Annotated in this window: 4 protein-coding genes; 1 reads left to right on the top strand and 3 read right to left on the bottom strand. The window is 75.9% G+C overall.

Going from position 1 to position 18,081, the window contains the following annotated elements:
* Nucleotides 1-152: 152 nt before the first annotated feature.
* The 3 genes from ABTZ03_RS00825 to ABTZ03_RS00835 form a co-directional block, all read right to left on the bottom strand.
* Nucleotides 153-1,622, bottom strand: coding sequence for a condensation domain-containing protein (locus tag ABTZ03_RS00825; protein WP_350510673.1), 1,470 nt, complete (start codon nucleotides 1,620-1,622; stop codon nucleotides 153-155).
* The gene (locus ABTZ03_RS00830) at nucleotides 1,619-14,857 is read right to left on the bottom strand and encodes a non-ribosomal peptide synthetase/type I polyketide synthase (protein WP_350510674.1); all 13,239 of its coding nucleotides are present in this window, start codon (nucleotides 14,855-14,857) and stop codon (nucleotides 1,619-1,621) included. Before ABTZ03_RS00830 ends, ABTZ03_RS00825 begins: the two co-directional genes overlap by 4 nt.
* A gap of 210 nt (nucleotides 14,858-15,067) precedes the next feature.
* Complete coding sequence (locus ABTZ03_RS00835; protein WP_350510675.1) at nucleotides 15,068-16,363, bottom strand: MFS transporter; 1,296 nt, start codon at nucleotides 16,361-16,363, stop codon at nucleotides 15,068-15,070.
* A gap of 320 nt (nucleotides 16,364-16,683) precedes the next feature.
* Between ABTZ03_RS00835 and ABTZ03_RS00840 the strand changes: the two genes are divergently transcribed.
* Nucleotides 16,684-18,060, top strand: a complete 1,377-nt coding sequence (locus ABTZ03_RS00840; RefSeq protein ID WP_350510676.1) for a histidine-type phosphatase — start codon at nucleotides 16,684-16,686, stop codon at nucleotides 18,058-18,060.
* Nucleotides 18,061-18,081 lie beyond the last annotated feature (21 nt).

Raw genomic sequence — 18,081 nt, forward strand, 5'->3', positions numbered from 1 at the left:
GGGCCTCCACGGTCTGCGGTCCCGGGCACGGCGCGGTCCCCGGAAGACGGGACCCGGCAGTCGGTCACCGCCGGGTCCCTCCGAAGATCGCAGCCCCCCGCCCGCCCCGCGCGTCACGTTGCTCCGGACGGGTCTGCCGCCCGGCCGGCCGCTCAGTCCGTCAGTTCCTCCGTCAGGCCGGCCAGCAGGGTGTCCAGCCAGGAGCGCACCGTCTCCGGGTCGAACAGGTCGGCGTCGTACTCGGCCATCCCCGCGTAGCCGTCCTCGTCCGGGATGAGGGCCAGCAGCAGGTCCGAGCGGTTCGACGGGCCCGGCACGTCCTCGATCTCCACGGTCAGGCCGGGCAGATCGAGGGCGGCGGTCGGGGTGCTCAGCAGGGTGAGCAGGACCTGCGGGTACGACGGGGGCAGCTGGACCCCGCGCTCGCGCAGTCGGTCGACCAGCTGGCCGACGGGCACCACGGCGTGGTCGAGGGCGGTGGCGACCGCCCGCGCGGCCGCGTCCACCAGCGCCCCGAAGCCGCCCGGGAGGCGGGTGGGCAGCCGGATCGGCAGGCCGAAGGTGAGCAGGCCGACGACCCGCTCGTCGATCGGCCGGGTGCGGTTGGCGTGGGAGAGCATCACCAGGGTCTCCGCCGCCCCGGTCAGCTCGCCGAGCAGCCGGGCGTAGCCGGCCAGCAGCACCGCCGAGGCGGTGGTGGAGCGCCCGGCGGCGTAGCGGTGCACCGCCCCGGCCAGGGCGGCCGGGACCCGGAAGCCGACCGTGCCGCCGTTCCCGGAGCGTTTCGCGGGCCGCGGCCGGGCGGTGGGCAGGGCCACCTCCAGCGGGGCGCCACCCAGCACCGCGGTCCAGTGGTCGATCGCCTCGGCGACGGCGGCCGGGGTGACCACGGTCCGTTCCCAGCAGGCGTGGTCGGTCATCCGGCCCGGCTCCGGCAGCGGGTCGGCCGGGTGGTACAGCGCGCCCAGGTCGGTCAGCAGGGTGGCCAGCGACCAGCCGTCCACCACGATGTGATGGAGCGTCAGCACCAGTACCCACACCTCGTCGGCCGTCCGCAGCAGCCGGGCGCGCAGCAGCCGGTCCCCGTTCAGGTCGAACGGCTGGTCGCCCTCGGCCCGGACGGCCTCGGCGAGCGCCGCCTCCCGGGCGGCGGGGGCGAGCGCGCGCAGGTCGTCCAGCGGCAGTTCCACCGGGGTGTTCGGCAGTACCTGTTGGAGCAGGCCCAGGTCGGTGTCCCGGTAGCGGGTGCGCAGGCTCTCGTGGCGGTCGGTCAGCGCGGTCAGGGCGGCGGCCAGCCGTTCGGGTTCCAGCGGCCCGCGCAGGGTGAGGCGCTGGGTGATGTTCCACACCGCCGGGTCCGCGGAGCGGCCGTGGGTGCCGTGCAGGCGGCGTTGGGCCAGTCCGGCGGGCGCGGCGGCGAGCGCCGTGCCGGAGTCGGTCAGCACGGCCAGCAGCCGGTCCCGGTGGGCCCGGACCAGTCCGGCCGCCTCCTCGTCCAGCGCGCCGGGCGGGGCCAGGTAGCCGAGCCGGTCGCCGGTGGTGCGCAGCACGATCCCGCGCTCGTCGAGCAGCCGGACCAGCCGCTCCCAGCCCTCCCCGGCCCCGGATTCGGCGGCGCTCACAGCTCGCCCTCCTCGAAGGCCTGGCGGTCCTGGGCCGACGGGGTGTGGGCGGCCATCCCGCGGATGGTGGGGCGGCGGAAGAAGTCCAGCACGCCGATCCGCAGCCCGGTCGTCTCGCGGACCCGGTTCAGCAGCCGGGTGGCGGCCAGCGAGTGGCCGCCGAGGTCGAAGAAGGAGGTCTCCACGCCTGCGGGGCGGCCGAGTTCCTCCTCCCACAGCCGTTGCACGGTGCGTTCCAGTTCGGTGGCCGGGGCGGCGGCGGCCAGGCCGGCGCCGAGCGGCAGCGGTTCGGGCAGGGCGGCGGTGTCGAGCTTGCCGTTCGTGGTGAACGGCAGCCCCTCGACCGCGGCCCACAGGCCCGGCACCATGTGCTCGGGCAGCAGGTCGGCCAGGTGGTCGCGCACCCGGGGCAGGTCGGCGGCCGCGCACTGGACGTACCCGGCGAGCATGGTGCCCGCCGCGGTGCGCCGGCCCGTGACCGCCGCGCCGCGCACGCCCGGGACGGTCCGCAGCACGGTCTCGACCTCGCCGGGTTCGATCCGGTAGCCGCGCACCTTGACCTGGCGGTCGACCCGGCCGAGGTACTCCAGGGTGCCGTCCGGCCGCCAGCGGCCGAGGTCGCCGGTGCGGTAGCGGCGGCCCTGCGGGGTGTCGGTGAAGACGGCGGCGGCCTCCTCCTCCCGACCGGGGTAGCCCAGGCCGACCTGGACACCGAGCACGTGGATCTCGCCGACGGCCCCGGTCGGGACCGGGCGCCCGGCGGCGTCCAGCAGCACGATCCGGCTCCCCGGCACCGGGCGGCCGATCGCGGCGTGGTCCGGCCCGTCCGGGGGGATCACGCCGGCCGTGACCCCGTGGGTCTCGGTGGGGCCGTAGTGGTTCAGCAGCCGGCAGCCGGGGTTGCGGGCCAGGAAGGCCCGCAGTGCCGGGGTGAGCAGCAACTGCTCGCCGCCCTGGACCAGTTCGCGCAGGTGGGGCACCGGTTCCGCGCCGAGCGCCTCGACCAGCGCGGCCAGCGGGGTGTACGGCAGGTGCAGCCGCTCGGCCCGGGTGGCGCGGACCACGGCGGCCAGCGCGGTGATGTCGTAGCGGGTCTCCTCCTCGATCAGCAGCAGGGTGCCGCCGCCGCCCAGTGTGGTCAGCATCTCCTGGACACTGACGTCGAACCCGCAGGAGGCGTACTGGAGGGTGCGGGCGGCCGGGTGGTCGGCGAGGTTCCAGGCGATCAGGGAGGCCAGGCCGAGGGTGTGCATCAGTACGCCCTTGGGTGTACCGGTGGATCCGGAGGTGTACAGCAGGTACGCGGCGGCCCGCGCCGAGGGGACGGGCAGCGGCGGGAGTTCGACGGGCTCGGCCGCGGTGCCAGGGGCCGCCGCCGTGCTGACCGTCGGCAGCGAGATGCCCATCAGGTCCGTGCCCGGTGCGGTGAGCAGCACGGTCGGGGCGCTGTCCGCGGCGATCAGCCGACAGCGCTCCGCGCCCTGCACCGGGTCGATCGGCACCAGGACGGCGCCCAGTCGCAGCACCGCCAGCAGCGCGGCCACCTGGTCCACCGAGCGCGGCAGCAGCACGGCGACCCGGCTGCCCTCGCGGACCCCGGCGGCGAGCAGTCGGCGGGCCAGTTCCTCGGCCCGGGCGCCGAGCGTGCGGTAGTCGGTCCCGGTGCCGTCGGCGGCGACCACCGCGACCGCGTCCGGCCGGGCCGCCGTGGTGGCGGCCACGACGGCCAGCGGGTGCGCGGGCGCCGGGTCGGCCTCGGGCCCGCACTCCAGGGCGGGGTCGGCGGGGGCGGCCGTCAGTTCGGCGAACGGACGGGCGGGGTCGGTGACGGCGGCGGCGAGCAGCCGCTCGAAGTCGTCGAACAGCCGGTCCACCGAGGCCCGGTCGAACAGCGTCTCGGCGTACTCCACGTGGCAGCGGATGCCGTCGGGCAGGTTGGTGAGGAACAGCGACAGGTCGAAGGCGGAGCGGTCGACCACGTGGTCCAGCGGACGGGCGGTCACCCCGGGCAGGTCCAGTTCGAAGACCGCGTGGTTCTCGAACTCGACCATCACCTGGAAGAGCGGGTTGCGGCTGGTGTCCCGCTCCGGGTTGAGCTCCTGCACCAGGACCTCGAAGGGCAGTTGCTGGTGCTCGTAGCCGTCCAGCGCGCTGGAGCGGACCCGGTCCAGCGCCTCGGTGAAGTCCGGCTCCCCGGACAGGTCCAGCCGCAGCGCCAGGGTGTTGACGAAGAAGCCGACCAGGCCGTCGGTGCCGTCCGCCCGGTTGGCCAGCGGGGTGCCCAGCACCAGCTCGTCCTGGCCGCTGTGGCGGTGCAGCACCCCGGCGAAGGCGGTGAGCAGCACCATGAACAGGGTCGAGCGCCGGCTACGGGCCAACTCCCGGACACCTGCGGACAGTTCGGCGGACAGATGGCGGACGTGGGCGCGGCCGCGGCCGTCCGGCACGGCGGGGCGGGGGCGGTCGGTGGGCAGGGCGAGTACCGGCAGGTCGCCGCCGAGCACCTTGCGCCAGTGGTCGAGGCTCTCCTGGTACGCCCCGGCGGCCACCGCGGCCCGCTCCCGGGCGGCCTCGACGGCCGGGGTGGTGGTGAGCGCCGGCAGCCGGGCGGGCCGCCGCTCCCGGGCGGCCCGGTACAGCTCCCCCAGCTCGCGGGTGATCACCACGGTGGACAGGGTGTCGATCACGATGTGGTGCATGGACAGCACCAGGACGTGCCGCTCTGGCCCGGTCGTCAGCAGCCGGGCGCGGAACAGCGGGCCCTCGGCCAGGTCGAAGCGGTGCACGCCCTCGGCGGCGACGGCGGCGGCGACCGCTTCCTCCCCGGCCCCATCGGCGGGGATCCGCTCCAGCACCGGGCCGCGCGGGGCGGGCAGCACCTGCTGGTACGGTTCGCCGTCCTGCTCCCGGAAGACGGTGCGCAGCCCGACGTGCCGCTCGACCAGCGCCCGCAGCGCGGCGTCGAGCGCGTCGACGTCGAGCGGGCCGTCCAGTGCGACGGCCTTGACCTCGTTGTACTGCGCGGCGTCCGGCCGCATCCGGTGCAGGAACCACATCCGCTGCTGCGCGTACGACAGTCGGGCCCCGCGCCCGGTGGCCCGGCGCAGCGCGTCCAGCTGCGGCAGGCCGGCGGCGACCAGGTCGGGGGCGAGCCCGAAGTCGACGAAGCAGGCGATCTCGTCCGCGCCGGCCGCCCGCAGTTCGGCGAGCACGGGGCGCACGCTCTCCGGGGTGCCGATCAGGGCGCGCGCGGCGCAGTAGCGCTCGTAGGCGCGTTCCAGCACGAACTCCAGGTCCTCCTCCCGGGTGTTCTCGAAGTCCAGGGTCAGGCCGAGGCTGTTGGCCATCTGCCCGAACAGCGACAGCGAGGAGCGCAGGTAGTGGCAGAACGGGCGGTAGGCCTGCGCGCGGGCGGTGTCGAGGTCGGCGCCCAGGTAGGTGTGGACCAGCACGACCACCCGGCCGGCCTCCGGGTCCAGGCCGTGTTCGGCCCGGGTGCGCCGGTAGAGGGCGACGTTCTCGGCGAGTTGGGCGACGTCCTGGGTCATCAGGTTGGTGATGACGCCCAGGTCGTGCCGGGCCGCCTCGCGGAAGCTGTCCGGGTTGCCGACGATCGCGGTGAACATCGGCGGCTGCTCCTGCAGCGGGCGCGGGTGCAGGGTCACCTCGATCGGCTCCCCGTTGCCGTTGCGGCCGCGGTAGGGCTCGCCCCGCCACAGGGACCGCACGGTGTCGATCTGACGGTGCATCAATTCCTTGTGCCCGCCGTAGTTCTCGGGGAAGAACAGGAAGTCGTTGGGGTGCCAGCCGCTGGCGCAGCCCAGGCCGACCCGGCCGCCGGACAGGTTGTCGACCACCGACCACTCCTCGGCCACCCGGACGGGGTGGTGCAGCGGGAGCACCGCGCAGCCGGCGTTCAGCCGGATCCGGCCGGTCTCCCGGGCGAGGGCCGCGGCCAGCACCGAGGGATTGGGGAAGATCCCGCCGAAGGAGTGGAAGTGGCGCTCCGGCAGCCAGACGGCGTGGAAGTCGTGCCGGTCGGCGAAGCGGGCGCTGTCCAGGACGATCCGGTACTTCTCGTCCTCCGGGGAGTCCAGGGGGTAGTCGCCGAAGAAGTAGAGGCTGAAGTCCACCGGGCGTTCCGGGTCGCGGACCGGCTGGTAGGAGGTGGGGACGGGCTCGGTGCGGGTCTCCTTCGCGGGCTCGGTGCGGGTCTCCGCCGCGAGGCCGGGCAGCGCGTCCGCCGCCGGGCGCGGGGCCGGGAGCCGTACCCCGGGCGGGGCCGGGAAGAACCCGCCGCGCCGCAGGCCGCGCAGCGACTCCCGGACCGCGTCGACCACGAACTCGACGTCGCCGTCGGTGTGGGCGGTGGAGAGGAAGAAGTTGCGCCACTCCCAGACGTAGACCCCGCGGGTCAGCAGCTCGGGGAAGAACAGCTCCACGTCGGCCCGCGGCTCGAACCGGAACAGCGAGCCGAAGTGGGCCAGCCGCAGCGGGAACTCCTCCTCCTCGAAGAACCCGTTGAGCGTGGCGGCGAGTTCGTCGGTACGGGCGTTCAGCCGCTCCTGGAGGCCGGGGCCGGCCTCCTTGAGGTGGCGCAGCACGGCGCCCGCCGCGGTCATCGCCAGCGGGTGCTGGATGTAGGTGCCGCCGAAGAAGGTGGTGTCCTTGGGCGGGTAGCTGTCGTCCCCGTAGTCCCAGTGGCCGCCGTCGATCCCGTCCAGCAGGTCGGCGCGTCCGGCGATCGCGCCGATCGGGTAGCCGCCGCCGAGCACCTTGCCGTAGGTGGAGAGGTCGGGGGTGACGCCCCAGAAGCCCTCGGCGCCGCGCAGGTGGGGGCGGAAGCCGGTGAGCATCTGGTCGAAGAGCAGCACGATGCCGCGCCGGGTGGTCAGTTCGCGCAGCGCGCGGACGAACTCGACGGGCTGGCGCCCGGGGTGGCGGCTCTGCACCGGCTCGACCAGGACGGCGGCGATCCGGTCGCCGAGCTCCTCGATGACCTGGAGGCTCTGCGGATCGCCGTAGCGCAGCACCACCAGGTCGGCGACCGCGCCGGCCGGGATGCCGCTGGACACCGGGACGGTCTCCCGGTCGGCGCCGTGGCCCACGGTCCGGCCCAGGGTCTGGTCGGAGTGGCCGTGGTACGAGCCCTCGAACATGACGATCGTGTCCCGGCCGGTGTGGGCGCGGGCCAGCCGGATCGCCCCGGCGTTCGCCTCGGTGCCGGAGTTGGCGAAGGCGACCCGCTCGGTGCCGGTCAGCTCGGCCAGCAGTTCGGCGGCCTCACCGGTCTCCGGGCCGCGCGGGCCCAGCCGCAGCCCGCCGGCCAGGTGCTCACGGACGGCCTCGGCGACGAACTCCGGGTCGTGGCCGAAGAGCAGGACGCCGAAGCCCATGGTGATGTCGACGTAGGTGTTGCCGTCGAGGTCCTCCAGCCGGGAGCCCCGGGCCCGGCGGGCGGCCAGCGGGTAGAGCATCTCCTTGGTCGCGGAGCGGAAGCCGACCACGGCGCGGCTGTCGGCGAGGGTGCGCCGGTGCCGGCGGGTGACCGCCTTGGAGGCGGCGGTGCGGACGGTGAAGCGGGCGACCAGCCCGTCCACGTGGGCGCGCTGCTGCTCGGTCAGGCCGCCGGAGGCCATGCCGGACTCGCGGGAGAGGGTCACCCGGGGGCCGTGCACCTGCGGGACGGCGGGGGCCTCGGGCGCGGCGACGGGCACGGGGGCGGGGGCCACGGGCGCGGCGGCCACGGTGGGTGGCAGGACGGCGGGAGCCGCCGCCGGGACGGGCGCGGGCGGCACCGGCCCGGTCCCGGCCAGCAGGCCGAGCTGGTCGCGCATCAGGTCGGAGAACTGGCCGAGCAGCGCGAGTTGGCGCTCGATCAGGGCGGTGCCGTCGGTCACCGGGGCGGCGGCGGCCGGGACCGGGAGCGCGGCCGGTACGGGTACGGCGGGCGCGGTGGGTACGGCGGGCACGGGGGCGGGGGCCACGGGCACGACCGCTCGGGGCGCCGGTGCCGGCTCGACGACGGCAGCGGCAGCGGCAACGGCAACCGGCGCAGGAGCGGCCACCGGCTCGGGCGCGACAGCCGGCTCGGGCGCGACGGCCGGTACCAGTGCGTCCCGGACGGCGGGCTCCAGCCGCCCGGCGATCAGCCCGGCCAGCCGGGCCGGGGTGTCCGCCTCCTCGAACAGCTCGCGCATCGAGATCCGCACCCGGTAGGCGCGCTCCAGGTCCCGGATCATGTTGATCATCCCGAGCGAGTCGGCGCCCAGGTCGAAGAAGGGGTCCTCGGCTCCGACCTCCCCCTCGTCGTGGCCCAGTTGTCGGGCCGTCTGCTCCAGCACCCGGCGCAGCACGGCCGCCTCGGCCGACTGCTCGGGCCTCGCGACGGACGGCGGAACAACGGCTACGGGCTGCTGGGGCGGCGGTGCCTGGTGCATGGCGGGGTCCTCGGTGGTCGGCCGGTCGGGGGCGGTGAACCAGTGGTGGCGGCGCTGGAAGACGGTGGTCGGCAGCGGCACCCGGCGGGCCGGGCCGTCCGGCCAGTCACGGGCGGCGGCGAAGCGCGCCCAGTCGATCGGGACGCCGTCCGACCAGAGCGCGGCGGCCGCGGCGTCGAACTGCAGCTCCTGCGAAGCTCCGCGCCGGGCCCCGGCCACGAAGTGGCGGTGCGGCAGCTCCCGGCGGCCCATCCCGGTGAGCGTCGGGTGCGGGCCGAGCTCCAGGAGGACGTCGTGGCCCAGCCCGTCCAGCCCGGCCAGCACCTGGTCGAAGCGCGCGGTCTCCCGGGTCTGCCGGACGAAGTAGTCGGGGGTGGGCACGGTGCCGGGGGCCAGCACCTCGCCGCCCAGGTTGCTCACCAGCGGGACGGTCAGCGGCCGCAGCCGCAACCGGGCGAGCTGTTCGCGGAGCGGTTCGAGCACCGGGTCCAGCAGCCGGGAGTGGAACGCCCGGTCGGTGCCGAGCCGTTCGGTGGTCACCCCCTGGGCGGCGAGTACGGCCTCCGCCGCCGCGATCCCTTCCGGCGGACCGGCCAGTACGCACTGTCCGGCGCCGTTGACGACGGCCAACTCGACCCCGACCCCGGCCAGTCTGGCACCGAGCTCGGCGAGCCGCTGCGGACCGGCCATCACCGCCGTCATCGCCCCGGGCGCGGTCGCCCGGTGCATCAGCCGGCCGCGCAGCGCGGTGAGGAACATCCCGTCGGCGAGGTCGAGGGCGCCCGCCGCGTGGAAGGCCGCGTACTCGCCGGCGCTGTGCCCCGCGACGGCGGCCGGGCGGAGCCCGAGCTCCTGCCAGAGCCGCAGGTAGGCCGCCTGCAGTGCGAACAGCGCGGGCTGGGCCGCCTCGGTGGTCCATACGTCCTGGGCCCCGGCGGGCACGGCGTCGAGCAGCAGCGGCAGCAGCGGTTCGTCCCAGGCCTCGCGGTGCAACCGGTCGCACTCCGTCAGGACGTCCCGGAAGACCGGGAAGGCGCGGTGGAGTTCGGCGGCCATCCCCCGGTACTGGCCGCCCTGGCCGGTGAAGAGCAGCACCGGCCGGACGTCACCGCGCGGCGCCTCCCGGCGTACCGGTACGGCTCCGGTGGTGCGGCCCGCCAGGTGGGCGTCCAGGCCGCGGCGCAGTTCCTCGGGGTCGGCGCCGGTGACGGCGAGGCGGTGGCGCAGCGCGCGGCGCCCGCCGCCCACGGTGAGCGGCAGGTCGCCGGGGGCGGGCGCGGGCCCGGTGGCGAGGCGGTCGCGGAACCGGGCGACCAGCTCGGTCAGGCCCTGCTCGGTGCGGGCGGACAGCGGCAGCACCGTCGGGGCCGACCAGGGGCCACCGCCGGGTGCGGCCGCCGGGGCCTCCTCCAGCACCAGGTGGGCGTTGGTGCCGCCGACGCCCAGCGCGCTCACCCCGGCCCGGCGCGAGGTGGCACCGACCGGCCAGTCGCGGGCTTCGGCGGAGAGCCGGAACGGGCTGCCGGCCAGCTCCAGCGCGGGGTTGGGGCGCTCGAAGCCGACCAGCGGCGGGACGGTGCCGTGCCGCAGCACCAGCAGGGCCTTGATCAGCCCGGCCAGTCCGGCGCAGGTGTCCAGGTGGCCGATGTTGGGCTTCACCGAGCCGAGCGCGCAGAAGTCGACCGCTCCGGTCCGGGCGCGGAAGGCCTGGGCCAGCGCCCGGAACTCGATCGGGTCGCCCAGCGGGGTGCCGGTGCCGTGCGCCTCGATGTAGCCGACGCTCTCGGCCGGCACCCCGGCCAGGTCGAGGGCCCGTCCGACCACCGCCGCCTGGCCGTCCACGCTGGGCGCGGTGAAGCCGACCTTCTGTCCGCCGTCGTTGTTGACGGCCGAGGCGAGGATGACGCCGTGCACGGTGTCGCCGTCGGCCAGTGCCCGGTCCAGGCGCTTGAGCAGCACGGCCGCGACCCCGTTGCCGCCGACGGTGCCGCCGGCCGCCGCGTCGAAGGCCCGGCAGACGCCGTCGGGGGCGAGGATCGAGCCCTCCTGGTAGCGGTATCCGGCGGCCTGCGGGATGTGCAGGGCGGCGGCGCCGGCCAGGGCCAGGTCGCAGTCGCCGGCCAGCAGCGCCTGGGCCGCCAGGTGCACCGCGACCAGCGAGGTGGAGCAGGCGGTCTGCACGCCGATCGCCGGGCCGGTCAGGCCCAGCCGGTGGGCGACCCGGGTGGCGGCGAAGTCGGCCTGGTTGCCGATCGCGGTCTGCAGCGCGGGGACCGGCTCGGCCGGGTCGGCGGTGGCGGCCAGGGTGTGCTGGTAGTAGGTGCGCAGCGCGTACAGGGTCATCCCGGTGCCGGCGAAGACCCCGACCCGACGCTGCGGGTCGGGCGCGTCGTAGCCGCCGTCCTCCAGCGCCTGGCGGCAGGTCTCCAGCAGCAGGCGCTGCTGGGGGTCCATCAGCGCGGCCTCGGCGCCGCTGATGCCGAAGGCCTCGGCGTCGAAGCGGTCGGTGTCGGGCAGCGCGCCGGTCACCGGGACGAAGTCGGGGTGACGGTACTCCTCCGGGCGCAGCCCGGCCGCCGCCAGCTCCTCCTCGGTGAACCGGGTGGTGCTGCGGACCCCGTCGACGATGTTGCGCCAGTACTGCTCGGGGGTGTCGGCGCCGGGGAAGCGCAGGGCCAGGCCGACGACGGCCACCCGGCGGTCGTCGGCGCCGCCGGTCGGCGGTGTGGCGGAGGACGCGGTAGTGGGCGCGGCGGTGGCCGCGGGCGCCTCGGTGAGGTGGGCGACCAGGGCGTCCACGGTGGGGTGCCGGAACAGTTCGGTGGGTGACGGGGGCGCCGGCAGGGCCGCGCTCAGGGCGCCGTGCACCCGCATCAACTGCAGGGAGCCGATGCCGAGTTCGGCCAGCGGGCGGGTCGGGTCGAGCGGGGCGTCGAGGACCGCCTCGAAGGCGTCCAGGACGGTCCGGCGCAGTTCGGCGCCGGCGGGCGCGGATCCCGGGAGGCCGGTCGGCTCGGCGCTGGGCCGCGGGGTCCGTTCCCCGGTCGGCCTTTCGGTGGGCGCCTCGGCGACCGGTCTCGGCTCGGTGGCCAGCAGTCGGCGGCGCGCGGCGGGCGCGCTGGGCTCGGGCCCGGCGTACCAGCGGCCCGGGGCGCCGTCCAGCAGCAGCCGCGTCAGTCGGCGGCCGCCCGCGGCGCTCAGCACCGCGATGCCCCGGTCCGCGGCGACCCGGTCGAGGTCGGTGGCGGCGTTCATGCCGACCCGGCTCCACAGGCCCCAGGAGATCGTCCAGGCCGGTCTGCCGCTCTCCCGGTGCAGTCGTTCGGCCGCGCTCTCCAGGTAGCGGTTGGCGGCGGCGTACGCGGTGGAGCCGACGGCCTCCTGGAAGCCGACCATCGAGGAGAAGCCGACGAACTGGGCGCCGGGGCGCTGCCGGACCAGCTCGATCAGGTGGTCGGTGCCGGTCGTCTTGGCGCGCACCGCCTCGCGCCAGCTCTCCGGACCGGTGCCGGAGAGCAGGGCGATCCGGTAGGCGCCGGCCAGGTGGAGCACGCCGTCCAGCGGTGCCTGCCAGTCCCGTTCGGCCTCGGCGACCACGGCCGCCAGCTGCTCCCGGTCCGTCACGTCGGCCCGGCGGTAGTCGACCCGGCCGCCGTAGCCGGACAGCCGCTGCAGGGCGGCGCGGCGGTCGGCCGCCTCGGCGGTCGGCGCGTCCAGGTCGGTGCGGCCGATCAGCAGCAGCCGCGCGCCGTGGTCGCGCAGCAGGCCGGGCAGCAGTTCGGCGGCGATCCCGCCGAGGCCGCCGGTGACCAGGTAGCGGGCGCCGGGCGAGAACAGCGAGCAGCCGCCGGGCCCGGCCGGGCCGGCGTCGACGGAAGGCCCGGCCGTGGAGGCGCCGCCGGCGGACTCGACCGCCGCGAGCCGGGGCACCCACGGGCGGCCCGCGCGCCAGGCGCACTCGGGTTCCGGCCGGGGATCGGCCAGCAGGGCGAGCAGCGCGGCGGCCTGCTCCGCGGGCGGCAGGCCGGCCGGCAGGTCGATGTGCCGGGCGGCCGGCACCAGCTGCTCGGCTCTCGCCCCGGCGGTCAGCGCCGCCGTCAACTCGGCGGCCGGATCGGTGAGTTCTCCGGGCAGGACGGCGTGCAGCCCGGCGCTGACGGTGACCAGCTCGCCGGAGGGCGGCCGGTCGCCGAGGGCGCGCAGCAGGGCGAGCAAGGCCTCGTCCGGCGGCGCGGCGTCCACCGGCCGTACCGCGTCCACCCGCCGTACCGCGTCCACCGGCCGTACCGCGTCCGCGCGGGCCGCGTCCCACAGGTGCAGCACCCGCCCGGGGCGCTGCTCGCCGAGGGCCCGCAGCCACTGCCCGGGGTCGGCGGTCGGCGGCCGGTCCACCACCACGGCGTGCGGCAGGGCCGCGCGCAGCGCCTCGACCAGGGTGCCCGGGCCGGACGGGCCGAGCAGCAGGGTCGGCCCGGCCGGGTCGCCCTCCGCCGGGGCGACCCCGACCGGGTCCGGGGGCACCGGGCGGGGTTCCCAGCCGATCCGGCGCACACAGTCCGGCAGGGTGCGGGAGTTGGCCTCGGCCAGGTCCAGGGCCACGATCTGCTCGTCGAGTCCGCCGTCGAGCAGGCGCTCGCGCAGTGCGGTGCGCTGGATCTTGCCGCTGGTGGTGCGCGGGAACCCGGCGGCCGGTACCGGCAGCACCAGGACGGGGGCGGGCTGCCGACGGGCGGCCAGCACCCGGCGGACCTCGGCGGCCACCGGCGGTGCGGGGGCGTCCGGGTCGCTCGGCACGTAGGCGATCACCAGCTGTTCGGTGCCGGTGCGTTCGTCCGGCACCCCGAAGGCGGCGACGTGCCCGGAGCGCACTCCCGGCACGGAGGCGACCACGTCCTCCAGCTCGTGGCAGAAGTGGTGCACCCCGTTGACGATGATGATCTCCTTGCGCCGGCCGGTGAGCACCACCTCCCCGTCGGCCAGGAAGGCCAGGTCCCCGGTGTCGAACCAGCCGTCGCCGACGAAGGACTCCCGGTCGGCGGCCGGGTTGTTCAGGTAACCGGGCGTCACCCGGCCGGAGTTGACCTGGAGCCGGCCGACCCGGTGCTCGGGCAGGGCCCGGCCGTCCTCGCCGGCCACCCGGAACCGGGCGCCGGGGGCGGGGCGGCCCATGCTGAGGAAGGCGGTGCCGCGCTCCGCGGAGTCCGGGCCGACGGGCTCCAGCCGGCCGCCCAGCGAGTCGGTGCGCACCAGGCGGCGGGCGCCGTCCTCGTGGTAGCGCTTGTAGGCGATGGCGGTACAGGTCTCGGCCATGCCCCAGCCGAGCAGCAGGTGCTCCGCCCGGACGCCGAACGGCCCGGTGGCGGACAGGAATTCGTCCAGCACCGCCTCGGTGCACTGCTCCCCCGCGTTGATCAGGGACTTGACCGCGGAGAGGTCCCAGTGCCGGCCGGGACCGGCCGCCCGTACCGCCTCGGCGACCAGCCGGTAGCCGAAGTTGGGCGACCAGGAGTGCGCACCCCGGTAGCGCTCCAGGGTGTCCAGCCAGACCAGCGGGTCGGCGAGCACCAGCTCGGTGGGCACCTGCACCTGGTCGGCGGCCAGCGCCACGTCGCGCAGGTGGAACATCAGCAGCCCGGCGACGTGGTCCAGCGGCAGCCAGTTGACGGTGACGTCCTCGGGCGAGCTGCCTTGGGCCACCGCGCCGGCCACGTACTCCAGGATGCCGCGGTGGGTGATCTGCACCGCCTTGGAGCGGCCGGTGCTGCCGGAGGAGAGCTGGAGCATGGCCACGTCCCCCGGCTCCGGGGCACGCTCGACGCCGGGGCGGGCGGGCGGCGCGCCCTCGTCGGCCCCGGCAGCGGTGGGGCGGTCGACCGCGACGACCCGCAGCCCGGGCGCCGGGTAGAGCTCGCCGAGCCGGGCCAGGCCCGCCACCGCCGGACCGGAGGCGAGCACCGGCGGCTCCTCCAGGGTCTGCCAGGCGTGCCAGAGCTTCTCCAGGACGGGGTTGGGCTGGTCGTACGCCGGCGGGCGGGCCACCGTGACCGGCTGGATCCCGCCCAGCAGGCACCCCCACAGCGCGGGGAAGTAGTGCTCCGGGTCCGGGACTTGGAGGATCACCCGGTCGCCGGGCCGCAGTCCGGCGGCGGTCAGCAGGGCGAGCGTCTCCCGGGACCGCTCCAGCAGTCGGGGGTAGGTCAGCCTGGTCGCCCGGCCGTCCGCCCGGACCAGGTGCAGGCCGTGCTCGGGGTACCGTTCGGCGGCGCGCAGCAGCGCCTCGGGCAGCGTCCGGGGCGCGTCCGGCGCCGGTGCGGGCAGCGGGGCGCCGACCGCCTCGATGCCGGGCTCCTCGGTGCCGGGCTCCTCGGTGCCGGGCTCCTCGGTTCCATGCTTCTCGATTCCGGCACGCTCGGGGACGGCCGACCCCGGGGTGCCGAACGGCTGCCAGTGCGCGGTGAGTTCGCGCAGGTGGCGGAGGGCCGGCCCGGGCCCGGCGGGCGGCCGGGTCACGGCGGCGGCGAGGGCGGCACCGTCGGGCTCGCCCTCCGGGGTGCGGACGATGCCGTCCAGCAGGTGCACCTCGGCGCCCGGGTCGGCGTCCACCAGGACGGCGGTGGCCCGGCGGCGCAGCGCGGCGGGGTCGGTGTCGACGGCGGGCACCAGGTAGGCCAGCAGGCCGGGGCGGCGGTCGGCGCGCTCGACCGGCAGCAGCGCGCAGTCGGCGACCTCCGGACGCAGCAGCAGCCGGGCCTCCAGCGCGCGCAGCCGGGCGCGGTCGGGACCGGTGGGGCTCATCAGCTACGGCACCTTTCGGATCGGTGCGGGGCATGCGCGGGTGGGCTGCCCCGGGGTGCGTCGGGTGGGCGGATCGGGGTCGCCTGCGGCCTCGTGGGCGTCGGCGGTTCCGGTGGCGCGGTACCTGTGGGTGCGGTCGAGCGGGCGTACGGAGGCGCGGCGGTACGGCGGTTCAGCGGTGCGGCGGAGCAGCGGTACGGCGGTTCGGGTTCAGCGGGTGCGCGAGCGGGCGACCAGGACCAGGAAGCCGAGTGCCAGCACGATCGGGACGGCGTGCGAGACGCCGACCACGGTCAGCGGGCTGAACAGCGCCAGCAGCGAGCCGCTCAGGAGCATCCCGGTGCCCATGCCGACGTTCTCGGCGGAGGCGAGCAACCCGAAGGCCTGGCCGCGCCGTTCGTCGGTGAGGGCCTGGATCCGGGTGGTGTACGAGATCTCGGTGAAGCCGTCGCCGAGCCCCGCGCCGGTCGCCACCAGCAGGAACAGCGGGGTCGGCAGCCCGGTGAAGACCAGGATGAAGCAGCCGGACATCAGGCAGGTGCCCAGGGCGAAGGCGCGTTCGCCCGGCTCGATGCCCCGGCGCAGCAGGAGCCGGGAGACCAGTTGTTGGGCGGCCAGGTTGCCCACCGCCCAGGTGGCCCAGAAGGTGCCCAGCAGCGCGGCCGGGTTGCCGGGGTCGTGCTGGTTGGCGAAGACCGGCAGGCTGATGTTGTGGGCGGCCGAGCCGAAGGCGTCCAGCAGGCGGATCCCGGCCATCGCGCCGACCACGGGGGCGGCCCGCAGGACGATCAGGGCCTGCCAGCGGCTGCCGAATCGTTTCCCCGTCCCGCTGTCGGCATCGGTGCCGCTGCCACCGGAGGGCGTGGCGTCGGTAACGGCGGCACCCCCGGCCCCGGCGGCTTCGGGCCGGGTGCGCAGCGGCAGCCGGAGCACCACGGCGGCGAACACCACGAAGCTGGACGCGTCGATCAGCAGCGCCGCCCGGAAGCCGGCCCAGGCGACCACCACACCGGCGGAGGCGAAGCCGAGCACCATGGCGGCCGAACGGCAGCTCGCCATCAGGCTGTTGGCGCGGGCCCGGCGCTCGGAGCCGACCATCTCCGGGATGCTGGTGCGCAGCGCGACGGCGCATACCGCCGCCGCCCCGCCGAAGACCAGCGCGAGCAGGTAGAGCACCGGGATGCGGGCGGGCGCCGGGACCAGGGCCACCACGACCAGGGCCACCGCCTGGGCCAGCGCGCAGCCCGTCATCAGCCGTCGCCGGTCGGTCCGGGCCACCAGCCGCCCGGAGACCAGCCCGCCGACGAAGCCGCCGGTCAGCCGCAGGATCAGGTACCCGGCCGTGCCGAGCGCGTTCCCGGCCGCCTCGTAGGCGAACAGGCTGAGCGCCACCAGGTCGAGCTGGCTCCCGTAGGTGGACAGGGCGTCGCCCAGCGCCAGTCGGTAGAACACCCGGGGCAGCTTCTCGACGGTCCGGGGCGGTACGTGCTGTGCGGTGTCCGGCACCGGTCCCCCAGGAAGGCCGCGTCGGTCGTCTCAGTGTGACATTGCACGGCAATCTAGGAGCCACCCACGGGTAGATCAAGTGTTTGATCGTCCACTGTCCGAAAGATCGTGAGTTCGGCCGACTCGGGACCATCTTTCCGGTCAGGCTGGCGAGTTGGTGCTGGTACGTCCGATCCGCGAGCCCCGCCGCCGTCGGCCTTTCGTCACCCGCAGCACCACGTCGCGTCGACCCGTGTCTACATGCTCATGACACCATAACCGACGAACCGTCATCAGCCTCCCCCGACCGGCCCCGACCCACCCCGACGAAAAGGACCGCCGTGAAGCGCACCGCCGCCCTCTCCACCGCCCTGGCCCTCACCCTGGCCGTCGGCGTGCTGTCCACCGCGGGCAGCTCGTCCGCCGCCGACCGCCCCGGCTCCGCCCACCGCACCCACCAGCACGGCCGGTACGGCACGAAGACCCCCTACGAGCCACAGGGCGGGCCGGACCGCTACCAGCAGCCCCCGGCCGGCTTCCGCCCGGTCTTCACCGAGAACGTCGCCCGCCACGGCTCCCGCGCCATGTCCGGCAGCGACGACGCCGACACCGTGCTCGCCGTCCTGGACCAGGCCGGGGGGCAGCACGCCCTCACCGACCTCGGCGCCGAACTCGCCCCCCAGGTGCGGTCACTCCGGTCCGCCGCCGCCACCCTCGGCTACGGCAACCTCTCCGCCCGCGGCGCCCTGGAGCACCGGCGGACCGCGCTGCGCCTGGAGCAGCGGCTGCCGTCCCTGTTCCGGGAGATCACCACCGGCAAGGAGCCCGTGGTGGTGGAGACTTCGGGCGTTCCGCGCGCGGTGGCCAGCGCCGACGCCTTCACCGCTGGCCTGACCGCCGGTGACCCCGCGCTCGCCGGCCTGATCAAGCCCCCGGTCACCGACAAGGACCTGCTGTACTTCCACAAGCAGCCGCAGAACGCCGACTACCGGGCGTACCTGGCGGACGACCCGGACCTCGCCGCCGTCCTGGACCGGACCGAGGCCGATCCGCGCACCGCCGAATCCGCCCGGCACACCCTCGCGCGCCTGGTCCGGGCCGACTTCCTCGCGGCGATGTCCGTCGACGACCAGGTCTCCTTCGCCCGCTCGCTCTACGAGCTCTACAGCGCGGCTCCCGACCTGAGCATGGAGGCCCCCGGGGCCGACCTCACCCGCTACCTCACCGACCACGACACCCGGTGGCTCGCCTACCTCGACGACACCGAGGAGTTCTACCAGAAGGGCCCCGCCTTCCGCGGACGCACCATCACCTACAGGATGGCCGGCGTCCTCTTGGACGACCTGCTCGCCCAGGCCCGCGCCAGGGCCGCGGGCACCAGCCGCAACGGCGCGGTGCTGCGCTTCACCCACGCCGAGGAGATCATCCCGCTCGCCGCCCTGCTGGGACTGCCCGGCAGCACCGAGGCCGCCGACCCGGCGCAGCCGTACACCTACGCCGACAACCCCTGGCGCGGCGCCGACGTCGCCCCGATGGGCGCGAACATCCAGTGGGACCTCTACGAGAACTCCCCCTCCGACGGCCGGCCGGCCGAGCACCTGGTCCGGATGCTCTACAACGAGAAGGAGACCGCCTTCAAGCCCTCCTGCAAGCCGGTCGCCGCCGGCTCCGCCTTCTACCGGCTGGACGAACTCACCCGCTGCCTCGCCCACGGCTGACAGCCGCCGACATGACGGGAC

It is taken from the genome of Kitasatospora sp. NPDC096077 (assembly GCF_040303245.1).
In the GTDB taxonomy this organism is placed as follows: Bacteria; Actinomycetota; Actinomycetes; order Streptomycetales; family Streptomycetaceae; genus Kitasatospora.

Excerpts from the sequence above, each read along its gene's own strand:
- ABTZ03_RS00830 (WP_350510674.1), bottom strand. The coding sequence starts at position 14,857 with ATGAGCCCCACCGGTCCCGACCGCGCCCGGCTGCGCGCGCTGGAGGCC.